This is a genomic window from Halobaculum gomorrense, from assembly GCF_900129775.1.
GTDB classification, from domain to species: domain Archaea; phylum Halobacteriota; class Halobacteria; order Halobacteriales; family Haloferacaceae; genus Halobaculum; species Halobaculum gomorrense.
In genome coordinates this window covers 142,643-163,761 of record NZ_FQWV01000006.1, presented here as the reverse complement: position 1 = coordinate 163,761, position 21,119 = coordinate 142,643, and the positions used below count along the sequence as shown (strand labels likewise).

General features: G+C 70.6%; 19 protein-coding genes. 8 read left to right on the top strand and 11 right to left on the bottom strand.

The window, feature by feature from the left end; genetic code table 11:
• Window positions 1–25: 25 nt before the first annotated feature.
• From BUE16_RS11920 to BUE16_RS11890, 6 genes are all read right to left on the bottom strand, one after another.
• On the bottom strand, window positions 26–1,042 hold the full coding sequence (locus BUE16_RS11920; protein WP_073309957.1) for a biotin--[acetyl-CoA-carboxylase] ligase: 1,017 nt from the start codon (window positions 1,040–1,042) through the stop codon (window positions 26–28).
• Window positions 1,039–1,491, bottom strand: a complete 453-nt coding sequence (locus BUE16_RS11915) for a universal stress protein (protein ID WP_073309955.1) — start codon at window positions 1,489–1,491, stop codon at window positions 1,039–1,041. The genes BUE16_RS11920 and BUE16_RS11915 overlap by 4 nt, the downstream gene beginning before the upstream one ends.
• Before the next feature lie 65 nt (window positions 1,492–1,556).
• On the bottom strand, window positions 1,557–3,038 hold the full coding sequence (locus BUE16_RS11910) for a bifunctional metallophosphatase/5'-nucleotidase (protein ID WP_073309953.1): 1,482 nt from the start codon (window positions 3,036–3,038) through the stop codon (window positions 1,557–1,559).
• A gap of 89 nt (window positions 3,039–3,127) precedes the next feature.
• Window positions 3,128–4,843 (bottom strand): YcaO-like family protein, encoded by a 1,716-nt coding sequence (locus tag BUE16_RS11905; protein ID WP_073309951.1) that lies wholly within the window; start codon window positions 4,841–4,843, stop codon window positions 3,128–3,130.
• 106 nt (window positions 4,844–4,949) lie between these two features.
• Window positions 4,950–5,768 (bottom strand): transcriptional regulator TbsP, encoded by an 819-nt coding sequence (tbsP, locus tag BUE16_RS11900; protein WP_073309949.1) that lies wholly within the window; start codon window positions 5,766–5,768, stop codon window positions 4,950–4,952.
• 366 nt (window positions 5,769–6,134) lie between these two features.
• Entirely contained in the window at window positions 6,135–8,210 is a 2,076-nt protein-coding gene (locus BUE16_RS11890) for a hypothetical protein (RefSeq protein WP_073309945.1), read from the bottom strand.
• Window positions 8,211–8,351: 141 nt separating this feature from the next.
• Between BUE16_RS11890 and glyA the strand changes: the two genes are divergently transcribed.
• The 3 genes from glyA (at window position 8,352) to BUE16_RS11875 (ending at window position 11,652) form a co-directional block, all read left to right on the top strand.
• A complete protein-coding gene (glyA, locus tag BUE16_RS11885; protein ID WP_073309943.1) occupies window positions 8,352–9,599 on the top strand; it encodes a serine hydroxymethyltransferase in 1,248 nt (415 codons plus the stop codon).
• Between the two features lie 120 nt (window positions 9,600–9,719).
• Complete coding sequence (locus BUE16_RS11880) at window positions 9,720–10,604, top strand: tetrahydrofolate dehydrogenase/cyclohydrolase catalytic domain-containing protein (protein ID WP_073309942.1); 885 nt, start codon at window positions 9,720–9,722, stop codon at window positions 10,602–10,604.
• 85 nt (window positions 10,605–10,689) lie between these two features.
• Window positions 10,690–11,652 carry an alpha/beta hydrolase gene (locus tag BUE16_RS11875; RefSeq protein WP_073309939.1) on the top strand — a complete coding sequence of 321 codons (963 nt, stop codon included), beginning with the start codon at window positions 10,690–10,692 and terminating at the stop codon, window positions 11,650–11,652.
• Between the two features lie 28 nt (window positions 11,653–11,680).
• Here BUE16_RS11875 and BUE16_RS11870 read toward each other — a convergent pair whose 3' ends face one another.
• A complete protein-coding gene (locus BUE16_RS11870) occupies window positions 11,681–12,460 on the bottom strand; it encodes a DUF7117 family protein (protein WP_073309937.1) in 780 nt (259 codons plus the stop codon).
• Between the two features lie 142 nt (window positions 12,461–12,602).
• On the opposite strand from BUE16_RS11870, the gene BUE16_RS11865 reads away from it, so the two are divergent.
• The 3 genes from BUE16_RS11865 (at window position 12,603) to BUE16_RS11855 (ending at window position 14,456) form a co-directional block, all read left to right on the top strand.
• On the top strand, window positions 12,603–13,010 hold the full coding sequence (locus BUE16_RS11865; RefSeq protein WP_200778428.1) for a VOC family protein: 408 nt from the start codon (window positions 12,603–12,605) through the stop codon (window positions 13,008–13,010).
• Between the two features lie 121 nt (window positions 13,011–13,131).
• Window positions 13,132–14,073 (top strand): DUF1028 domain-containing protein, encoded by a 942-nt coding sequence (locus BUE16_RS11860; RefSeq protein ID WP_073309933.1) that lies wholly within the window; start codon window positions 13,132–13,134, stop codon window positions 14,071–14,073.
• A gap of 5 nt (window positions 14,074–14,078) precedes the next feature.
• Window positions 14,079–14,456, top strand: coding sequence for a hypothetical protein (locus tag BUE16_RS11855; RefSeq protein WP_073309930.1), 378 nt, complete (start codon window positions 14,079–14,081; stop codon window positions 14,454–14,456).
• 89 nt (window positions 14,457–14,545) lie between these two features.
• On the opposite strand, the gene BUE16_RS11850 is transcribed toward BUE16_RS11855, so the two are convergent.
• Together BUE16_RS11850 and BUE16_RS11845 are read right to left on the bottom strand one after the other, a co-directional pair.
• Window positions 14,546–15,052 carry an adenylyltransferase/cytidyltransferase family protein gene (locus BUE16_RS11850; RefSeq protein ID WP_079991625.1) on the bottom strand — a complete coding sequence of 169 codons (507 nt, stop codon included), beginning with the start codon at window positions 15,050–15,052 and terminating at the stop codon, window positions 14,546–14,548.
• A complete protein-coding gene (locus BUE16_RS11845; protein WP_073309928.1) occupies window positions 15,045–15,533 on the bottom strand; it encodes a Mov34/MPN/PAD-1 family protein in 489 nt (162 codons plus the stop codon). Before BUE16_RS11845 ends, BUE16_RS11850 begins: the two co-directional genes overlap by 8 nt.
• 138 nt (window positions 15,534–15,671) lie before the next feature.
• Between BUE16_RS11845 and BUE16_RS11840 the strand changes: the two genes are divergently transcribed.
• Window positions 15,672–17,588, top strand: a complete 1,917-nt coding sequence (locus BUE16_RS11840) for a DHH family phosphoesterase (RefSeq protein WP_073309926.1) — start codon at window positions 15,672–15,674, stop codon at window positions 17,586–17,588.
• 39 nt (window positions 17,589–17,627) lie between these two features.
• Here the strand turns inward: BUE16_RS11840 and BUE16_RS11835 are convergent, their stop codons facing one another.
• A complete protein-coding gene (locus tag BUE16_RS11835) occupies window positions 17,628–19,364 on the bottom strand; it encodes a phospholipase D-like domain-containing protein (protein WP_073309925.1) in 1,737 nt (578 codons plus the stop codon).
• 103 nt (window positions 19,365–19,467) lie between these two features.
• On the opposite strand from BUE16_RS11835, the gene BUE16_RS11830 reads away from it, so the two are divergent.
• The gene (locus tag BUE16_RS11830) at window positions 19,468–19,707 is read left to right on the top strand and encodes a hypothetical protein (RefSeq protein ID WP_073309922.1); all 240 of its coding nucleotides are present in this window, start codon (window positions 19,468–19,470) and stop codon (window positions 19,705–19,707) included.
• 43 nt (window positions 19,708–19,750) lie between these two features.
• Here the strand turns inward: BUE16_RS11830 and BUE16_RS11825 are convergent, their stop codons facing one another.
• Window positions 19,751–21,064 carry a HEAT repeat domain-containing protein gene (locus BUE16_RS11825; RefSeq protein WP_073309920.1) on the bottom strand — a complete coding sequence of 438 codons (1,314 nt, stop codon included), beginning with the start codon at window positions 21,062–21,064 and terminating at the stop codon, window positions 19,751–19,753.
• Window positions 21,065–21,119: the final 55 nt, after the last annotated feature.

Genomic DNA, 21,119 nt, shown 5'->3' with positions numbered 1-21,119 from the left:
GCCGCGGGGTGACGACTGCGACGCCTCAGCGGGTGACCGGCCGCAGGTGTTCGCAGTCGCCCGCGGTCACTCGTGTGGTCTCCTCACCCGTGTCAACGAGGAGCGCGCCGGGGAACTCGATCCCGATCGCCTCGCCCTCGACGACGCCGCTGGGCGTCTCCACTCTGACGCGCTGGCCGACGGTGTCGGCGTGCTCCTCCCACGCCGACACCGCCCCGCGGAGGTCGTCGCGGAGGTCGTCGAACTCCTCGAGGACCCGCTGGACGAGCAGGCGACGGTCGACCGGCTCGCCGCGCTCGGCGAGGAGGCTCGTCGCGTCGGCCGACGGGGGGAGGTCGTCGGGGCGGATGTTCGCGTTGAGGCCGGTGCCGATCGCGAGCCACGAGACGCGGTCGGCCTCCCCCTCCATCTCGGTGAGGATCCCGCAGAGCTTCCGGCCGCCGCGCTCGGTATCTTCGGCGCTGTCGGGCGCGTCGCCGCCGACGAGCACGTCGTTGGGCCACTTGATCCGCGCGTCGACGCCGGCCTCTCGACAGGCTTGCGTCACCGCGACCGCCATCGCGAGCGTGTACGCCGGCGCGTGCGCCGGCGGCACGTCGGGACGCACGAGCAGCGACAGCCAGATCCCGCCCGGCGGCGAACACCACTCGCGGTCGAGCCGGCCGCGCCCGCTCGTCTGCTCGTCGGCGACGACCGCGATGTCGTCGGCGCCCGCGGCCGCGAGGTCGCGAGCGCGGTCGTTCGTAGACGCCACGCTGTCGTGGTACTCGACGGCGAACGGGGCGTCGAGACCGAACGCGATCGCCTCGGCGGAGTACCCGGACGCGTCGGCCAAGACGTAGCCGTCGTCGGTGCTCTCGACGACGAGGCCGGCATCGCGCAGCGCCTCGACGTGGTTCCAGACGGCCGCGCGCGAGACGCCGAGCCGTTCGGCCAACGCCGGCCCGGAGACCGGCCCGTCGGCAAGCGCGTCGAGGAGCGCGCGGCGGGTCGTCGGAACGCCGACTGAGCCGCCGTCCCGGTCGCGGTCCTCCCCCGTCACGGCTCGGTGCGTCCGCCGTCCGCGGACGCGAGTTCGGTCGATGTCCCGTTCGCTCGAACCGTGATGACCGTCGCGTTGAGCTTGCCCTTCAGGTACGTCTCGATGTCGGGATCGGAGAACAGCTTCTGGAGCGTTCGCCGCCAGCGGCTTGCCTGCTTGGCGCCGATGACGACCACGTCGGCCTCCTCGGCGGCGACTTCGTCGAGGATCGTCTCCTCGACGAGAAAGCCCCGGCGGACGACGTACCGGACGCTCGGCAGTCGGCCGAACTCGCGCTGGACCGCGCGCTTGAGATCGGTTCGGGTGACTTCCCGGCCGTCCTGGTACAGATCGACGTGGAGGACGGTCAACTCGGCGTCGCGCTCGTCGGCGATGCGGATCGCCTCCGATAGCGTCGCCTTCGAGTGTTTCGAGAGCGGGTATCGCACCGGCACGACGACCAACGTCATTGTCGTCGGGACGCGCCGGCGCGTGTAAACACTTCCTCTTGGCGCGCCGCTGGTCGCCGCGGCGATTACTCGTCGCCGACGGGGTCGCCGGCGCCGGCCGTCGCGTCGGTTGGGGCGTTCTCGGAGGAGTCGCCGGGCGTCGCTTCCCGAGCGTCGCCGGTGGCGACGCGCCGGATCCGTCCGTCGATCTCGGGGGCGACCCCGTGTTCGCGCACGTACTCGGCCAGCACCTCGTGTTGGATCCCGTGCTCGCCGGCGCGGTGGCGCTCCTCGATAGTCGGGAACTCGTGGTCGGAGTGGAGCAGGTACCCCGGCGTCGCGACGCGGTACAGCCGGTCCGGATCGATCGCGTCGCCGCCGACGCTCGCGTCGACGAGCTCCTCGCGCTCGTCGTCCCAGACGACGCGCGCGCCGCTGAGGTGGCCGTGCCACCAGTCGTCCTCGCCGAAGTCGACCACGGAGGCGGACATCTCGGCGAACGCCGCGCGGAGCTCCGCCCCCGTGAGCTCGACGACGACGACCGGCTCCTCGAACGGCAGCACCGACAGCAGGTCCGCGAGCGTTACGTCGCCGACCAGGTCGTCGCCCAGCCGGAGCCCGCCGGCGTTCTGCAGGCCCACGTCGGCGTCCGCGGCCCACCGGTAGGCGTCGGCGACGAGGTTGCCGAGGCGACACTCGCCGCCGTGGACCGTCTCGTCGGTGCGGACGATCGGCTCGTCGACGCGGCCGACGACCTCGTCGAGGCCCGCCGCAGTGATGCGCTCGCGCAGTCCGTCCGCGAGGCGATCGTCGACCGGCGCGTCGGCGGGGCTGTGACGCCGCACGCTCGCGCCGTCGTCGTCGAGTGTCACCTCAAGCACGGTCTCGCCGTTGACGCCCGGGCGGGTGCACAGCACCCCGTCCACTTCCTCTGCGCGCTCGCTGTGGATATGCCCGCCGAGCACGAGGTCGACGCCGTCGACGCGCGCGAGGTCGTCGTCGCCGCCGCCGAGGTGGGAGACGGCGACGACGTAGTCGATACCCTCGCCGTCGGCGCCGTCGCCCCCGACCGAGGCTTCCATCGCGGCGACCGCATCGCGGGCGGCCTCGTACGGGTCGGTGAACGTCATCTCGGCGGCCGAGGGGTTCAGCGAGTCCGTGTTCGGGTCGGTGACGCCGAGGAAGCCGACGCGGTCGCCGTCGACGCGCTCGACGGTCCACGGGACGACGCCCTCGGCCTCGCCGAACGGCTCGCCCGACTCGTCGCGGACGTTCGCCGAGACCCACGTCTGCGGGGAGTCGGCGACGATCGCGCGGGTCGCGTCGGTGCCGAAATCGAAGTCGTGGTTGCCGAACGTCTCCACGTCGGTGCCGACGGCGCCGAAGAAGTCGACCGCCTGCCGGCCCTTCGACACCGTCGCCGCGACCCCCGGTGAGGTGTTGTCGCCGGACCCGACGACCGCGGCGTCGGCGCCGTCGAGGTCGGAGATCAGGCCAGCGAGTCGACCCGCCCGCTCGGGGTCGTCGTAGACGTTCTCAATGTCGGAGTAGTGGACGAACCGGGGCATTCGAGTGGGTGAGTGGTGTGCGGTGGCAGGCAAGAACGCTCCGGGTTGGGTCGACCGTCGCGGGAGGCTGGCGGCTCGCCGTCCCCTCGCTACGGGAATGGGTGGTACGCCTTCTCCGGCTCCGGTTCAAAGCCCATCGACGACGAGACCGCCGCCAGCCGGTCGCCGAAGAACGGCTCGCCGGTGAACAGCGGCTGCGCCTCCGGGACGAGCACGCGCACGCCCTCGAAACCGAGCGCGGCCACGTCGCGGGTGGTGAGGCGCGCGGCGTACGCGTTGAGGCCGGCGGTCGAGAGCCGGTCGACGAGGGCCTCGACCTCGGTGACGCCGTCGAGTTCCGCGTCGTCGTCGGTCACGTCGGCCGCGGGGAGCGTCACCTCGGGGGAGACGAACTCCCGGACGCGCTCGGGGAAGTCGGCGTACGAGCCGATGGCGCCCTCCTCGTCGCTCGCCCGCTCGGGCCCCATCGCTCGCAGCTCCATCCAGTTTTGCAGCGCCTCAGCGAGCGCGCTCCGGGCGGCCGCCGCGGCGTCGAGGTCGGCGGCCGACCCCATCGCGAACCGCGGCCACTCGCCCGTCTCGGCGTCGCGGTGGACCGCAGCGCCGACGACCGGCACGTCCACGTCCTGCGTGAGCAGCAGCGTCGTCACGGAGAGGTCCTCGGCGTGCGCCCGCTTGTGCAGCGTCTCGAACCGCTCGTCGTCGACGGTCAGCCCCATCGGATCGAACGTCGAGTACCACGACAGCATCGAGGCGTCGCGCTCGACCGCCTCGTACAGCCCCGACAGCAATGCCTCGGCCGTCGAGTTTCCCAGCCCGAGCCCCGTCGTGATCGCCGGTGCGAACCGCTCCTCGGGGGGCGGGAACACGACGAACGCCGCCGGCAGCGACGCCGACTCGCGGGTCGCCAGATCGATCCCGGGGACCCACGAGATGTGGTCGTCCGGCTCGGGCGTCTCGGCGCCGTCGGGGCGCACGAACCGGTCAACCGGCACCGCGTCGACGACGCCGGCGGTCGGCGCCGACCTGAACGACGACGCGCGGTAGGTGCCCGCGCAGTAGCGTTCGAGCCCCTCGCCGATCGCCTTCGCGTACGCGGCGTCCCAGTCGGCGGCGACGCCGGCGGCGAACTCGGCGCAGCGGGCGTCGGCGAACGCCGCGGTGTCGGTCGTCCGCGCGATGTAGTACGGCGCCGGCATCGACTCGCGCTCGCCCACGTCGGTGACGACTCCGAGCCGATCGTCGACCGCGCGGTCCATCCGGTCGACGGCGTCGTCGAGGTCGACCGGCTCCGCGGGCGCGCAGATCTCGAACCCCGTCGGCGCGGCGCCGCAGTCGCACCCCGGCGATGGCAGGAACGTCCGCTCGGGCCCGTCCACCTCGGTGACGGTGCCGGCCACGTCGGCGCCGGAGAGGTGTTGGATGGCGCGCCGGCCCGCCAGGGCTCCTGCGAACCGGACGGCGCTGCGGGTGCCCTGCGGCGTCGCATCCGTCGAGGGGACGTTGGCCCGCACCCGGTCGCGCAGGCAGTCGTAACAGCCGCTGTCGGCGGAGAAGACGGTGACCGCGGCGTCGAGCCCCTCGATCGCGCGCCCGCCGATCCCGCCGACCTCGACGGCGACCCAGTCGTCGACGAGCCGCGTGGCGGTGCGGAAGGCGTCGTCGCCGGTGGTGCCCACGACGACGGCGAAGTCGAAGCCGTCCAGGAGGCCGGCCTCCACCTCCATCACGTTCGCCTCGATGTCGGCGAAGGCGCCCCGAAGCGGCTCGACCGCGGGGTCGGGACCGACGATGGCGATGTCCATGCCCCGCTCGTGGAGTGAGTCGCACAAAAAGGTGGCCGGTCGCCGCGGCGTGGCCCGGAGTGCGGCTCGTACGACGGCGCCGGATGCGGGGGTCCGGAGTCGGCGCTCAGTTCAGCAGCCGGTGGGCGACGCTGGCGAGTTCGTCGATGTCGGCCTCGCGCAGGCGGTCGTCGCCCAGCTTCAGGCGCAGGCGCGGGCGGCCAACGTCGATCGGTACCTTCTCGGTGTCGATGAGGCCCAGATCCTCCAGGTGGGTCTTCGTCCGCGAGAACGTCGCCTTGGAGGCGATCCCGATGTCCTCTCCCCACTTGCTGATGTCGTACAACAGCACGTCGTTTTTCGCGGCGACGAGCAGCGAGATCGTCACCTCGTCGAGGCCGTCGCCGTCCCCGCGGGCGGTCTCCAGCGACGCGAGCACGGCGTCGAAGTCGGCGCGGACCGGCTCGCCGATGTCCTCATCGAGCGTCGAGCGGACCCGAGACAGCGCCGGCGTGCGGAGGTTGAACGCCGTCGCGTCCGCCCACCGGCCGTGGTATGTCTCGTAGGCGTCTGCGGCGAAGGAGTCGTCGTCGGCCGCGAGCGCAGCGACATGCTCGTCTGCGGTGACGATCGCATACAGCTCGTCTTCCCCGACCACGAGCGTGTTGTCCGCGCTGGCTTCGATCTCCCGCAGGGTCATCGTCCCGGCGTCGATCAGGTCCGCGGCCTCGCCGGCGATGAGGAAGTCGTCCATCACGTCTTTGAGGAGGCGGCCGTCGGCGAGGACGTTGAGCGTCGGAAGCTCCCCCTCGTAGTCGGCGCCGACATCGATCAGCGACTCGACGACCGCCGCGTTGGGGTCGACAATTACCAGCTCGCCGGTCGACCGTTCGAACAACGCCCGGAGTACGTCATCCACGGATCGCTTGAACACATTTGTGGTCATGACTAGTTACTGCATCGCCAGAGAGCTATTTAATACTAACGGGAAAATCGGGGAATCAAGCCTGCTACGGAAAGAATACGGGAAAATATAGAGCATATAAAAGACGGGGTGGATGTTAACTTCTGACATGGATATAATCGTAATATGTCACGAATCGCGAACCTGAGTCGCACGGTGGGGTCGGTGGTGACGACCGCTCTCACCCGTCACCCGCGGACGGTGGTGACCGCCGGGCTGGCGGTTGTGCTATTCTTGTCGTCGGATACCGCGGGGGCCGCCGAAATCGGCGCGGGATCCACGTCGGTCGGCGACGTGTCGGGCGGTCCCTGACGGTCGCTCCCGGCTCCCGTTTCAGGCAGCGCCGACTTATCGGTCACCGAATTCGGCCGCGAGCGCGTCCGACCAGCGGAGCGACCCGTCGAACAACACGGGGTTGTCCGCGTACGAGAGGAACTCGGCCAGCTCCGCGCGATCGACGGTGAACGCCGTCGTCGCCCCGAGCAGGTGCGTCTCGTCGCTGTCCTGGAGATACGGGCGGAAGAATCCTCCGGTCATCCAGGGCGCGCCCATTGAAACGGTCACGTCGAAGCGACCGTCGTTGCGGCGCGTCACCGCCACGTCGGTGCCGACGATGTCCTCCGACTGCGTCAGGACGTGCGTCCCGTCGCCGACCACGGCGTAGTCCTTCCCGGTCATGATCTGCCGCCGCGATTTGTCGAGCGCGCGCTCCATGCAGTAGCCGTTGACGAGCAGTCGGGCGAACATCGTCCCCACGGTGGCCGCCTGACTGTCGAGCACCTCGTTGAATGTGACCGCGCCCGCGACGCTCCCCTTTCGGATGAGTTCGATCCCCTCGTGAAAGGAGCCGCAGGCGTTCAGGAAGAACGTCTGCGCGTTCGACGCCGAGAGGCTCGACGCCGAGAGGTAGCCGTCGGCACACCGGAGTCCCTCGCGCTCGCAGTGACCGATGTAATGGACGAGGTCCGTCCGCGACTCGAACACGGTCGCGAGTTCGTCGACGGTGAGGTGCTCTTCGAGCGTGACGTCTAGATAGAGTGCGGCGGCGCGCTCGCGGTAGTGGTCGGCGACCTCGTCGTGCTCCTCGCGCATGTCGCCGTCGTTCAGAATGGCGACGATCGAGATCGGCTCTCCAGGGGCGTCGAGGTACAGCGACCGGTTCTCGTACGCCTCGGGGACGGTCTTGAACGCGTCGATAGGCACGCCGTCGGCGAGCCAGCCGTGGGTACGTGCGGGTCCGAGCGACGGCTGTACCAACTCGACCGACGCCACGTCGCCGGCGTCGCGCCGGTAGAACGCAGACAGCGAAGTGTCCAGCCACTCGGTCTCGTCCAGTCCGGTCGACTCCGCGACCCGAACGTGCGGGACGTTCGCGAGGAGGTACGACAGCGTCGGCGCGTGCTCGTACCGCGGGTCGATCGACATCGACAGGTGCCACTCGGGGAATCGGTCGGCGACGGCGTCGAACGGCGCCGCGAGGTAGGCGTCCACCCGCTCGGCCGGCGGTGCGGTGTACAGCGCCTCCGCGTCGAGTCCGAGGTCGTCGATCGCCGACGCGACAGAGAGGCCTGACCCGTGGGGACCCGCTTCCCGCACGACGCAGTCCAGATAGAACACCCGTTCGAGCAGCGAGGTCACCTCGTCTTGCAACGTTGGAAGCCGGTCGAGCGTACGCGTCGTCTCGGGGGTCTCGATCCGCGGCGGCCCGTCGGCACTCACAGCGACCTCGGCGCCGACGTAGTGTGCCAGCGGCGACACCACGAACAGGGAGGCGAGATCGGGGGGTACGACGACGCGCGCGTCGGAGTCGCCGCGGGCGTCGCGCACCGACTCCGGGATCGACACGGACTCGCCGAACGCGATGCGCGGCGGCCGACCGCGCATGCTGTTGAACGACCGGTCTGCGGTCGCGGTACGGTGGCCCGCGGGGAACGCCGACAGCGCGGCGGCGACGCCCGTCGGCGTCCGCGGCACCGTCACGGTCCCGGGGTCGTCGCGGACGCCGCCGCCGAACCCGATCTCGACCGCCGTCTCGCCAGGGAAGCGAACGCGGAGTCGCTCGTACCCTGGCTTTTCGATCGCCGCCGGGCCGTCGAAGCGGACGTACGCGTCGACGCGGCTGTCGACGCGGAGGACGTACGAGCCCTGCGGGAGCGACAACGGGCCGGTCCCGCTGCCGAGGTCGAACAACTCGCCGGTGTCGATGTCGCGCGCCGGGGCGTAGACGGGCGGGAACCCGAGCGACCGCGCCGACCCGGCCACCGTCGCGTCCGGCTCCCACGTGTCGCCGAGCCCGAGCGCGCCGATCCCGGCGTCCAGCGACGGGGCCGCCGCGCAGTCGGCCCACTCCTCCGCGCGGACGGTCAAAGACTGCTTGGCGGCGTCGACCGCGCGGAGCCCATCATCGGTTCGTTCTACCTGCATTCGAACTGCTCGCACGTCGGAAGTGGCCCCATTTAGCCTTATCGTCGCCGTCGCTGTCGTCATCCCCGTCTCCGTGCCGTCGGCGGCGGCGGTCCATGCGCGTACGCATGGCTTTTTGTGACCGCTGACCGGACCCAAGGTATGGAGTATTCCGAGGTCCGCGAGACCGACCCCGCGGTCGCAGACGCCCTGGAGGGCGAGGTTCGCCGCCAGCAGGACACCCTGGCCATGATCGCCTCCGAAAACCACGTCTCCGAGGCCGTACTGGAGGCGCAAGGTAGCGCGCTCACGAACAAGTACGCCGAGGGCTACCCCGGCAAGCGCTACTACGCGGGCTGTGAGTTCGCGGACGACGTGGAGGAACTCGCCATCGAGCGTGCGACGGAACTGTGGGGGGCCGAGCACGTCAACGTCCAGCCCCACTCGGGCACGCAGGCGAACATGGCGGTCTACCTCGCGACGCTGGAGCCGGGCGATAAGATCCTCTCGCTGGAGTTGGAGCACGGGGGGCACCTCAGCCACGGCCACCCGGCGAACTTCACGGGCCAGCTGTTCGAGGTCGAGCAGTACGACGTCGACACCGAGACAGGCTACATCGACTACGAGGCGCTCGCCGAACAGGCCGACGAGTTCGACCCCGACATCATCGTCTCCGGGTACTCGGCGTACCCGCGGGAGGTCGAGTGGGAGCGCATCCAGGCGGTCGCCGATGCGGTCGACGCCTACCACCTCGCTGACATCGCCCACATCACCGGGCTCGTCGCCGCCGGTGTCCACGACTCGCCCGTCGGCGTCGCCGACTTCGTCACCGGCTCGACGCACAAGACGATCCGCGCGGGCCGCGGCGGGATCGTCATGTGCGGCGAGGAGCACGCCGGCGACATCGACGCGGCGGTCTTCCCCGGCGGGCAGGGCGGCCCCCTCATGCACAACATCGCGGGCAAGGCCGTTGGCTTCGGAGAGGCGCTGGACCCGGCGTTCGACGAGTACGCACAGCAGGTGGTCGACAACGCCGAGGCGCTCGCGGAGTCGTTCGCGGACAACGGGCTGGAGGTCGTCTCCGGCGGTACCGACACCCACCTCGTCCTCGTCGACCTGCGCGAATCCCACCCCGACACCTCCGGCGGCGACGCCGAGGAGGCGCTCGCCGAGGCCGGCATCGTCCTCAACGCGAACACCGTCCCCGGCGAGACGCGCTCGCCGTTCGACCCCTCGGGTATCCGCGCGGGCACCCCGGCGCTCACCACCCGCGGCTTCGACGAGGCGGCCCTCCGGGAGGTCGGCGACCTCATCTACCGCGTCGTCGACAACGTCGGTGACGAATCGGTGATCGCGGAGGTCCGAGAGCGCGTCGGCGAACTCACCGACGCGCACCCGCTGTACGAGTAGGTCCCGCCGTCGATCCGGCCGGCCTTCGAATATCCACGTTTGTGCTGTTTTCTAGCACTAGAACGCGGCTGTTGTGCACGAATCCGAGGATACTTACGCCTCGCCGTTCCCTCATCGACCATGACCGATATCGACGGGAACGCCGTCGCCGCGGAGATCCGGTCCGGCGTCGCAGACTGCGTGGAGACGCTGCAGGCCGAGGGCGTCGACCCCGCGCTCGCGACCGTGCTGATGAGCGACGACCCGGCCAGCGAGACGTACGTCTCGATGAAGCAGAACGACTGCGAGGAGGTCGGGATGCGGGGCATCCACGTCGACGTCGACAACGACGCACCCGCCGAGGAGCTGTACGACACCATCGACGACCTCAACGCCGACGACGGGGTCCACGGCATCCTCGTCCAGATGCCCGTCGTCGACCACGTCGACACCCGACGTGTCCTCCGTTCGGTCAACCCCGCGAAGGACGTGGACGGCTTCCACCCGGAGAACGTGGGTCGCCTCGTCGCCGGCAACCCGCGATTCAAGCCCTGCACGCCTCACGGCATCCAGCGCCTGCTCGCGTCGGCGGACGTGGACCCTGAGGGGAAGGAGGCGGTCGTCGTTGGGCGCTCCGACATCGTCGGCAAGCCCATGGCGAACCTCCTGTTCGGCCGCGGCGAGGGCGGCAACGCCACGACCACGGTGTGTCACTCCCGGACCGACGACCTCGCCAGCCACACCCGGCGCGCGGACATCGTCGTCGCCGCCGCCGGCATCCCGGAGTTCATCACCGCCGACATGGTGAGCGAGGGCGCGACCGTCATCGACGTGGGGATCAACCGCATCGAGCGCGACGGGGAGTCGACCCTCGTCGGAGACGTGGACTACGACGAGGTGCACGAGAAGGCCGGCGCGATCACTCCCGTTCCCGGCGGGGTCGGCCCGATGACACGCGCGATGCTGCTGTACAACACGGTGAAGGCCGCGAGCGAACAGCACGGCGTCGAGATCGAACTGCCCTGATCGGGGCTCGGTCGCGCTCCGTTCTCGCCGTTTCCGACCGATCTCCGGCAACCGATTTATTCTCCGGTCCTCGGTACCGTCCCACATGGACCGCGACGAGGATCTCGACCCCGAGGCGAGGGAGCTGTTGGAGACGATGGACGACGCGGACGTCCCGGACCTGCACGACCTCTCTCCGCGGGAGGCCCGCGAGTTCTTCTCCGACTGGCGCGGCGAGCCGACGAACGTCCCGAATCTGGCGACGGTCACGGACCGCACAGTTGCCGGGTATGGCGACGGGCCGGAGGTCCCGATCAGGGTGTACACGCCCGAGGGCGAGGGGCCGTTCCCGGTGCTCGTCTACTTCCACGGCGGCGGCTGGGTGATCGGCTCGCTCGACACGGTCGACGGGATCTGCCGGGTGCTCGTCGATGAGGCGGACTGCGTCGTCGTCTCGGTCGACTACCGGCTCGCTCCGGAACACCCGTTTCCCGCGGGGTTGGAGGGCGCGATCGCGGCGACCGAGTGGGTCGCGGACGATCCCGAGGCGGTGGACGGGGACGGTAGACTCGCCGTCGGCGGCGACAGCGCGGGCGGCAACCTCGCGGCGGCGGTCGCCCTGCACGCCCGTGAGACGGGCGGCCCGGTCATCGACCACCAGACGCTCCTCTATCCGGTCGTGGACCCGACCGGCGACTGGCCGTCCTACGAGGAGAACGTTGAGGGCTACTACCTCGAACGGGAGGACATCGACTACTTCCGGCGACACTACTGGCGGAGCGACCTCGAACTCGCGAACTCGTACGCGTGCCCGTTGGCGGCGTGCAGCCACGCCGATCTCCCGTCGGCAACGGTCGTCACTTGCGGGTTCGACCCGCTGCGCGACGAGGGGGTCGCCTACGCCGAGGCGCTCGCGGACGCCGGCGTCCCCGTCGACCACCTCCACTACCCGTCGCTGATCCACGGCGTCGCAGGGATGCTCGGCGAACTCGGTGTGAGTGCGGCCCGCGAGGTACTGGCGGACACGGCCGCGGCGCTCCGCGAGGGGTTCGACCGGAGCGACGGGTGAGGCGAGCGGTCGGCCCCGCAGTGCGGCCTCACTCGGTGTCTTCGAGGCGTTCTCGGGCGCTCGCCAGCGCCTCCGGGTCGTCGGCGATGAGGTACCGACCCAACTCCACAGCGGCGGCGACGAGCGCGTCCGCCTCCGCGGGTGCCACGTCGCCATCCAGCGCATCCACCCGCTTCGCGCGGTCGCGGATCGCGCCGAGCGTCCGGCTCGCCTCGGGATCTGGGTGCTCATCGAGGTACGTCGACACGTCGGTTCGATACTCGAGCACCGCCTCGACGGCGGCGAGGCCGCGCGCCTCGTGCATCCGCGGGGGCACCTCGCTCGCGTCCGGGCGCTCGCCCGTGTCGGCCGCCCGCAGGAGGCTGGTGAGGTACCACTCCTCGTCGTCGGTGACGCCGGGGCTTGCACCCTCTGGGGAGCGGTCTCCGTCGCGGATCGTCGCGTCCGCGCGGCCGCCGCCGGGACCGGCGAGGCGACCGTACACGTCGGCGGCGTGGCGCAGCTCGGCGGCCGCGAGGTACGCGTCGTCCAGCGGCGCGAGGTCGCCGCCGCGGATGAATCCCCGCTTGCGGAGGTAGCTGCGGCACTCGGCTTTGATCTCGTCGACGAGGTCCGCGAGCGGGGTGTCGTCGAGGCGGACGAGCACCGGATTCAGATCCAACTCCGCGGGCGCGTCGGTGTGTCTGCGGCGCTCGCCGGTCCCGACGCTCCGGAGACTTCCGCAGTCGGGGCAGGCGACGCTGCCCGTCTCGAAGTACGACCAGCGAGTCCCGCACTCCGTGCACTCTCGTTCGCCGCGGACTTCCATGGCCCCACGTATCGGGGGTACAGTGAAAAACGCCTCGTCGCCGCCGGGGCGGGCACGTCGCCACCCCGGATCGGCCTCGGGGTCTCGGGACCGAACTCGGGCAGCCGGTACAGCCTTGGTCGGGGGCGACGACGGGCCGGTCGTGACTCCGAATTCGTTCTTCCACGTGGCGCTGAAGGCCGACGACGTCGACGCGACGGCGGCGTTCTACGAGGAGGCGCTCGACGGGACCGTCATCGAGCGCGGCCACGCCGACGACGGAGAGGGCGCGACCGCGGTCGAACACGTCGCCCTCGAGGTGGCCGACAAGCGCGTGTACGTCTTCGACCGGGCGCCCTACGAGGCGACCGGCGACGTGGAGTCGATGCCGAACGGGCTGCTCCACTTCGGCTTCGTCGTCGACGACGTGGATGCCGCCCGCGAGGCGATAGACGCCGTCGGTGCCGGCGTCGACTGGGTGATGGGTCCCGAGCGCTTCGGCGACCTCCGGATCGCGTTCCTCGCCGATCCCGCCGGGACCATCGTCGAGCTGATCGAACACGTGTCATGAGCGTCTCTCCGCCGCTTCGCGCGTGGAACTCCCCCCAGTGGGAGACGCAACCGTCCTCGGATATGCCCTCGTCTGGGGCACCCCGGCATGCTTTTGCCGTCGCCGCCGCAGGTGCCATCGAATGACGTTCTCCATTGCAGCGCGCGACCCCGAGACGGACGCGGTCGGGGTCGCGGTCCAGTCGAAGTTCGTCTCCGTCGGCGCCGTCGTGCCGTTCGTCGCTGCGGACGCGGGCGCGGTCGCAACCCAGAGCTTCGCCAACGTGGCGTACGGCCCGGACGGGCTCGATCTCCTCCGGGAGGGGCACACCGCCGCCGAGGCGATCGAGGCGCTCACCGACGCCGACGACGAGGCCCCACAGCGACAGATCGGGGTCATCGGGCTCGACGGCGAGCCGGCGGCGTTCACCGGCGAGGAGTGTTTCGAGGTCGCCGGCGACCGGCAGGGGACGGACTACACGGTTCAGGGGAACATCCTCGAGAACGAGGCGACGCTTGACGCGATGGCCGAGGCGTTCGAGGTGAGTGAGGGAGGACTCCCGGACCGGCTCATCGCGGCGCTGCACGCGGGTAACGACGCCGGCGGCGACTCCCGCGGCGAACAGTCGGCCGCCCTGTACGTCGCCAAGCCGGAGGGCGGCTACGGCGATCGCACCGACCGCTGGGTCGACGTTCGCGTCGACGACCACGAGTGTCCCATCGACGAGCTAGAGCGGGTGTTCAAACTGTACGACGTGACGCTGCTCGCCCGCGAGGAGCCCGACGATCCCGCGGCGCTGTCCGGCGACGCGGCACTGGCGGTGTCGGGGACGCTCGCGGATCTGGGGTTCCTCGACGCGGAGCCGGGCACCTCGTTCGGGGAGGACGAGCGGGCCGCGCTCGAGGACTTCCGCGGCATGAACAACTTCGAGAACCACTCGCTGACGGTCATCGAGGACGCCCTCGCGCGGGGGTGGGAGGAGGCGGCCGCGGACGACCGCGGTGCCGCCGGGAACGATGAGGACGGCGAATCACGGATGGTCGACGCCATCTGGTACGGACTTCAGCGCTACGACCGCCTGTAATCCCCGTGTCCGTCCCCGTTCTCGTCGCCGTGGACGCCGTCGCTGTCGCGGTCGCCCCGAACGCGCAGCTTCCGGCGTTCCAGCTGCTCACCGTCGTGCTCGCGTTCGTCGGCGCCGGCGTCGCGCTCGCGGCGGGGGTCGGTCTCGTCGCCGTCTACGTCCGCCTCGGCGACGGCGTCGACGCCGCGGTCACGCGGCGGGCGTTCGGACTGTGGGCCGCGGGCGCGCTCCTCCTCGCCGCTGGCACCCCGGCCGTGTTCCGTGCGTCGCTGTCGGCGGCGCCGACGCTGCGCGCGCTCGCGCTCGTTGCCGTCGCGGTCGGCGCCCTCGCCGTCGGCGCCGCGCCGATGTACCTCTGGCAGGCGACGCTCTCGGACGCCTGAAATCGCCGGTCTCGGCGTCGGCTTCCTTCGGATTTCTCCGGTTCGGCCGGCGTTGCCCGCGCCGCTGGCGGGACTTCTCCGGGTCCGAACTATTCCGGTCCAGAGTGCGACCGCCGCCCGCGCTCGCGCAGCAGTTTGTCGATGATATCGCCCGTCGAGAGGAGTTCTCCCTCGTAGCGCGGCTCGCGGGCGGTCGCGCGCGTCACCTCGGCGTCGATGCCCTCGGCCGCGAGCGCGTCGGCGATGGCGGACTCGTCGTGGTGCTGGTCGAACCCAAGGACGATCACGTCCGGTCCGATCTCGCGGACCGGCACGAACAGGTCCTCCGGGTGCCCGAGGTGCGCCTCGTCGACGACCTCCAGCGCGCCGATCATGTCCCGACGCTGTCGGTCGGGGCACACGGGCTTCGACTTGTGGGTGACGTTGTCCCGGCGAGCCACGATGACGTGGAGCTCGTCGCCGCGTGCGGCCGCGTCCTTGAGGTAATGGAGGTGTCCGGGGTGGAGGATGTCGAAGGTGCCCTGCGCGAGCGCGATCCGCGGGGAGTCGGCGCCGTCCTCGCCGTCGTGCCGGCTCCCGTTGGTCCCCTCACTCATCGTACAACTCCGCGTCGATGTCCGTCTGGTCGAAGTCGAAGAACGCCTCGTCCTCGGGCAGCGCCACGTCGATCACATCGAGGTCGCGGGGGTCTCCGTCGGAGTCGAACGCCCGCCAGCAGTCGCGCTCGTAGGGCGCACCGACGATGATGTGCACGTCGCCGGCGTGAAACGTCGCACGGTCCGCGTCGGAGGGTCGGAGGACGCCGTTGGGGTGGGAGTGGATCGAGCCGACGGCCCGCGAGGAGTTCGGCTTCATGTGTTCGCGGACGGTCGCGGACTCCGGCGTCGAGGTCGTGCCGGGGATGACGAGCACGTCGGTGATGACCTGTCCCGACCGGTTGAGGCCGAGGTCGCGCGCGTCGGTCGCTCGGAGGAAGCCCATGTACTCGTTCGGATGGGTGTCCCGGGAGGCCTCGAGCGCGAACGCGAGGGTGTCGGCCGCGATGCCGAGCAGTTCGCTCGACCGGAACAGTCGCATTGTCAGATCTCCGGTCGGGCGTCAACTAAGCGTGTCGATGGGAGCGCCGTGGCGGGCGACTCAGGGCTGCCGTCGTCGGATGCCCGCCGCTGGAGCGATACTACAACCCTTAACACCCGCCGTCACCCACCTGTCGGTATGAGTGATTCCGCCGCCGGTGACTCCGGCGAGAACGGGGAGGGGGATTCTCGACCCGTGGTCTACGATCTTGATCCCGCCTGTACGCTCGCCGACGTGGACGTGGGCGCGCGCTACCGCGCGGAGGTCAACGGCGTGGTCGACTACGGTGTCTTCGTCGACATCTCCGAGAACGTGTCAGGCCTGCTCCACGAGTCGAATCTCGACGGCGAGGCGTTCGCTGTCGGCGACGAGGTGGTGGTCGTGCTCGAAGAACTGAAGGAGAACAGAGACGTGTCGTTCGACCTCGCGGCCGTCGGTCTCGCCGATGCGAACGTTCTTTCGGTCGAACACGAGCCCGAGATCACCACGATCGCTGACGCCACGGTCGGCGACGCCGTGACCATCGAAGGGACGATCACCCAGATCAAACAGACCGGCGGCCCGACGATCTTCCACGTCGCCGACGAGTCGGCCGTGCTCGCGGCGGCGGCCTTCGCGGAGGCCGGCGTGCGCGCGCACCCCGCGGTCGAGATCGGCGATGTCGTCCGCGTCTCCGGCACCGTCGAAACCCACGACGGCGCCAATCAGCTCGAAGTCGACGATATCGCCGTGCTCGACGGGGAAACCGCGGCCGCGGCGCGCGAACGCCTCGACGAGGCGATGCGCGAGCGCGCCGAGCCCGAGGCGGTCGAGCCGCTCGTCGACTGGCCGGCGTTCGAGAAACTCCGTCCCGGACTCGAGGACCTCGCGCGCACGCTCCGCCGGACGGTGCTCGAGGGCCGACCGATCCGCATCCGACACCACGCTGACGGCGACGGCATGTGCGCGGCGATCCCGGTCCAACTGGCGCTCGAGAACTACATCGAGGAGGTCCACGAGGGCGACGACGCCGCGCGCCACACGCTCAAGCGCCTCCCGAGCAAGGCCCCCTTCTACGAGATGGAAGACGTGACTCGGGACCTCAACTTCGCGCTTGAGGCGCGCGCCCGTCACGGGCAGAAGCTCCCGTTCCTCCTCATGCTCGACAACGGGTCGACCGAAGAGGACGTGCCCGCCTACAAGAACCTCGCACACTACGACGTGCCGATAGCAGTCGTCGACCACCACCACCCGGATCCCGACGCGGTGAACGACCTGCTCGACGCCCACGTCAACCCCTACCTCCACGACGAAGACTACCGAATCACGACGGGCATGATGTGCGTCGAACTCGCGCGGCTCATCGATCCGACCATTACCGACGAGCTCCGGCACGTCCCTGCGGTCGCGGGGCTGTCAGATCGCTCGAAGGCGGAGGTCATGGACGAGTTCGTCGACCTCGCGGAGACCGCCGGGTACGACCGCACGGACATCGAAGACATCGGCGAGGCGCTCGACTACGCCGCCCACTGGCTGCGCTACAGCGAGGGGAAGACCCTCGTGAGCGACGTGCTCAACGTCGGCAGCGACGACGACAGTCGCCACCGCGAGCTCGTCGAGTTCCTCTCGACGCGCGCCGAGCGCGACGTTGCGGAACAACTTGACGCCGTCGAACCGCACGTCGAACACGAGCGACTCCACTCCGACGCACACCTCTACCGCATCGACCTGGAGAACTTCGCAAAGCGCTTCACCTACCCCGCCCCAGGGAAGACGACCGGTGAACTCCACGACCGGAAGGTACGCGCGACCGGCGAGCCGGTCATCACGATCGGGTACGGCCCGGACTTCGCCGTCCTGCGCTCGGACGGCGTTCGCCTCGACATCCCGCAGATGGTCACCGAGCTGAACGAGGAGGTCGGCGGCGGCGGCGTCTCCGGCGGCGGACACCTCGTCGTCGGCTCCATCAAATTCGTCGAGGGGCGCCGCGAGGACGTGATCGACGCGCTCGTCGAGAAGATGGCCGACGCCGAACTTGACGAGGAGCTGTCGACGACGGTCGAACTCGACGACTGACGACGCGAGGCGGACCGGCTTCAGCCGCCGCGTCGATCCTCACCCGATCGGTCCGCGTCGACCCTCCGAGGCGTCGTCGAACGACAGTCGCCGTCGGACGAACAGCACCGCGCCGGCCACCGCACCGACGGCGCCGATGGCGAAGCCGGGCGGGAGGTCGCCCGAACCGCCGGTTCCCGCGCGCCAGTCGGCCGCGAAGGTCCCGCGGTAGTAGTCGGCGACGTCCTCCCCCTCCAGGGCGATGACGACCTCGCGGTTCTCGCGCGCACTCGTCGGGTTCCAGTTGAGCGACCCGACCAGCGCCACGTCGTCAGCGACGACACCCTTCGCGTGGATCTTCCCGTAACGGCCGGCCGGTTCGGCGACGCGCGCCTCTAGGGGGACGCCGGCGTCGGCCGCCCAGCTGTTCAGCGAGGCCGCCAGCGCGGCGTTCTCGTCGGCGACGTACCAGGCGTTCGAGAGAAGCAGCCGCACGCGAACGCCGCGGCGGGCGGCGCGGCGAAGCGACGCCACCATCGGTCCTCGTTCGACGGTGGGCTGAATCACGTCGACGGTCGCCTCGGCGTCGTCGACGACCTCCACGACCGCCGCCCGCGCGTTCCCCGGCGCGGTGAGCAGGCGGACGCGCTTGACGTGAACGTCCGCGGGTGCGTGACGGGCGGGGTACGACCCGGTCGCCGGGTCGACCTCCTCGAACGGCCTCCCGGTTCGGTACCGGCTCCACGGGACGGCGTCACGCCACCCTGCGTCCGCGCGAAACAGGTCGGCGAGGGCGTCGGCCGCCCGCGGCGAGCGAAGCTCCACACCCCACCCACGGCTGTCGGCGCCGCCGGTACCGCTCGGCTTCCAGTTCTCAGTGAGCACGACCGCAGTGTCGTCGGCGACCGCGTACTTCGCGTGGTGATACCGGAACCGCGCGTGCGGCCCCGCCAGCACGCGAACGTCGATGCCCGCCGCGGCCAGCGAGTCGAGCAGTGCTGCTTGACGCGCGGAGACCCCGCCGACGGGACCGCCTTCGAGGAGCACGCGGACCGTGGCGCCGCGCTCGCGAGCGGCGATCAACTCGCGAGCGACGCGCCGTGAGCCGAACGTGTACCCGGCCAGAAGGACCCGCTCGTCGGCGCTTCGGATCGTCGTGAGCGGCGCCGCCGGCGTGTCGGGCAGCACGAACGCCGTCGCGTCCGCCGATCCGAGCGCCAACGGGTCGCGGTGAGCGAGTCCGACCGGGCGCCACCGCGATCCCCCCACGTCGTCGCCGCCGGCGGCTCGCTCCCACCGCTCGCCTTCGGGCGCGCGGCCGTACTCGACGGCGTCGACGACCGACCCGTTCTCCCCGCCGCGCCTGAGTACGACCCGCTCGCCGGCGTTCGACAGCCGGAGGCCGCGGGGGACGACGCGCCCCGCCGGCGGTGCGACCAGCGCCTCGGGGTCGGCGGTCGCGACGACCGGGCCGGCCCGCCGCTGTTCGATCGCAACGGCGCCTTCCCCGTCGCCGACGCTCCAATTCCCCGGCGGAAGCGACAGGAGGAGGTACTCGCCGGCGTCGTCCGTGGCGACCGGGTTCGCGAGGAGCGCGACGATCCGCGGTGCGGTGGCCCCGGTGGCTTCCCTCGCCGTGTCCGCGGTTGCCCCGGTGTCCGTGTCCGCGGTGGCCCCCGCTCGCGTCGCGTTCGTCGCCGGCTTCGGGTCCTCGACGGCCGCCGTAGCCACCGCCGCGGGCGTCGCCGCCGCGACGAGCACGAGAACGGACGCGACGACACCCAGGAACCGTTGCACGTGGGGCGCTGGTGCCGGTATCGCACTTCAATTCTCGCCTCATCGAGGCGCGCCCGCGGACGGCATTCGGTGCGTTTTTGCTCCGACGACGGCGGGTGACGGTATGGTCACCATCGCCGAGGGAGTCAGGCTCACAGGCGCCGCACTTGGGGCCGTCGGCGGCGCACTCGTTGCACTGGAGTTCTTCCAGGTTCCGTCGTACGTCACCTACGAGGAGGAGTGGGACAGCTACGATATCGACATCGCGCCCGCGACGGTCACCGAACATACGAACCTCGGGCGCGTCGGCGGGCTGCTCGTCTCGCTGGGATTCACGCTGCTGTTCATCGGGGAACTGTTGTAGCAGTCGGCTGCGAAACGCGCCAGCGGCACCGTGGCGAGCGCGCCTACGCGGCGACTTCCTCGCCATCGTCGGCGACGGCGAGCGCGTCTCGGGCCTTTTGTGCCTCCGTCTGCACGATGAACGCCCGGTCGTCGTCGAACTCGGCAGCCGCCTCCAGGGCAGCCTCGGTGCCGATCTGGCGCAGCGCCCACAGGGCGGCCGCGCGGACGTTGTCGCTGTCGTCGTCGGCCGCGGCGTCAGCCAGCGGGTCGACGGCGCGGGCGTCGCCGATGAGCCCGAGCGCGCGGGCGGCGTACGGCCGGACCTCGTCGTTCTCCATGGCGAGCTTGTTCGCGAGCGGCTGGACGGCGTCCTCGTGACCGATCTCGCCGAGCGCCTTGAACGTCACCTTCTGGAGGGTTGGATTCGAGTCGGAGTCGACGTACTCGACGAGCGTCTCGACGGCGTCCGTTGCTGCCATCTTGCCGAGCGCGCGGATCGCGGGCTGGTCGCGTTTCTGTGCGCGCTGATGCATCGCCTCGAAGGCGCCCCGGTCACCCATGCGCGTGAGCGCGTCCAGGCAGTGCTCTTCCATGAACTCCGACTGCAGCGAGTCCAACGCGAGCAGCACCATCTCGACGTTCCCCCGCTGTTCGTGCTCTTTCAGCGCCGACAGCTCCGGCGGGAAGTCCTTGTAGTGCCCGAGCACGTCGTAGAAGCCCTGCGCCTGGAGCTGTTCGTGGGTCTCGAGGTCGTCCCACTCTTCTGCGTCGTCGACGCCCGTCTCCAGCGCGTCGGTCGCCTCCAGCAGCGCGGCGATCGTCTCGGCATCCTCGTCGGGGTCGAGACCCGCGTCCTCGATGGCCGCGACCGCATCGTCGAGCGCGTCGGCGAGGCTCTCGGGGTCGTCGTCGCCTGCGCGGTTCAGGTCGGTATCGAGCGTGTCGGTCACCGCGGCGAAGAAGTCGTCGACGACGCCGGGGAGGGTAGCCTCGCCCGAGTCGGTCCACCGCGTGTCGGCGATTCTCGCCCGCGCGGACTCGATGTCGTCGACCGTGTCGGAGGCGTACGGGCCGCGCTGCTCCTCGAGGTCGTCGCGCTGATCGGACAGGCGCGACTCCACCTCCTCGCGCGGGTCCACCGCGTCCTCGTCGTCCTCGTCCGGTTCCGGGAGGTCGGCCCGCTCCAGGTCCGCCTCGATCCCGTCAAGATCTGCTTCGACCTCGTCGAGGTCGCCCTCGGTCTCGGCGGCATCGAGCGCCTCGGCGGTCTCGTCCAGCCTGGCGTCCAGGTCCTCGGCGGACACCTCGGGGACGAGTTCCGTCTCCTCGGCGTCCTCGGGGTCGCCTGACTCCTCGGCCGGGTCGTCGTCGCTCATGGCCGACGATGGGTGTGTCGGCTACAAGGGCGTTTCCATATTCCGGGCCGGACCG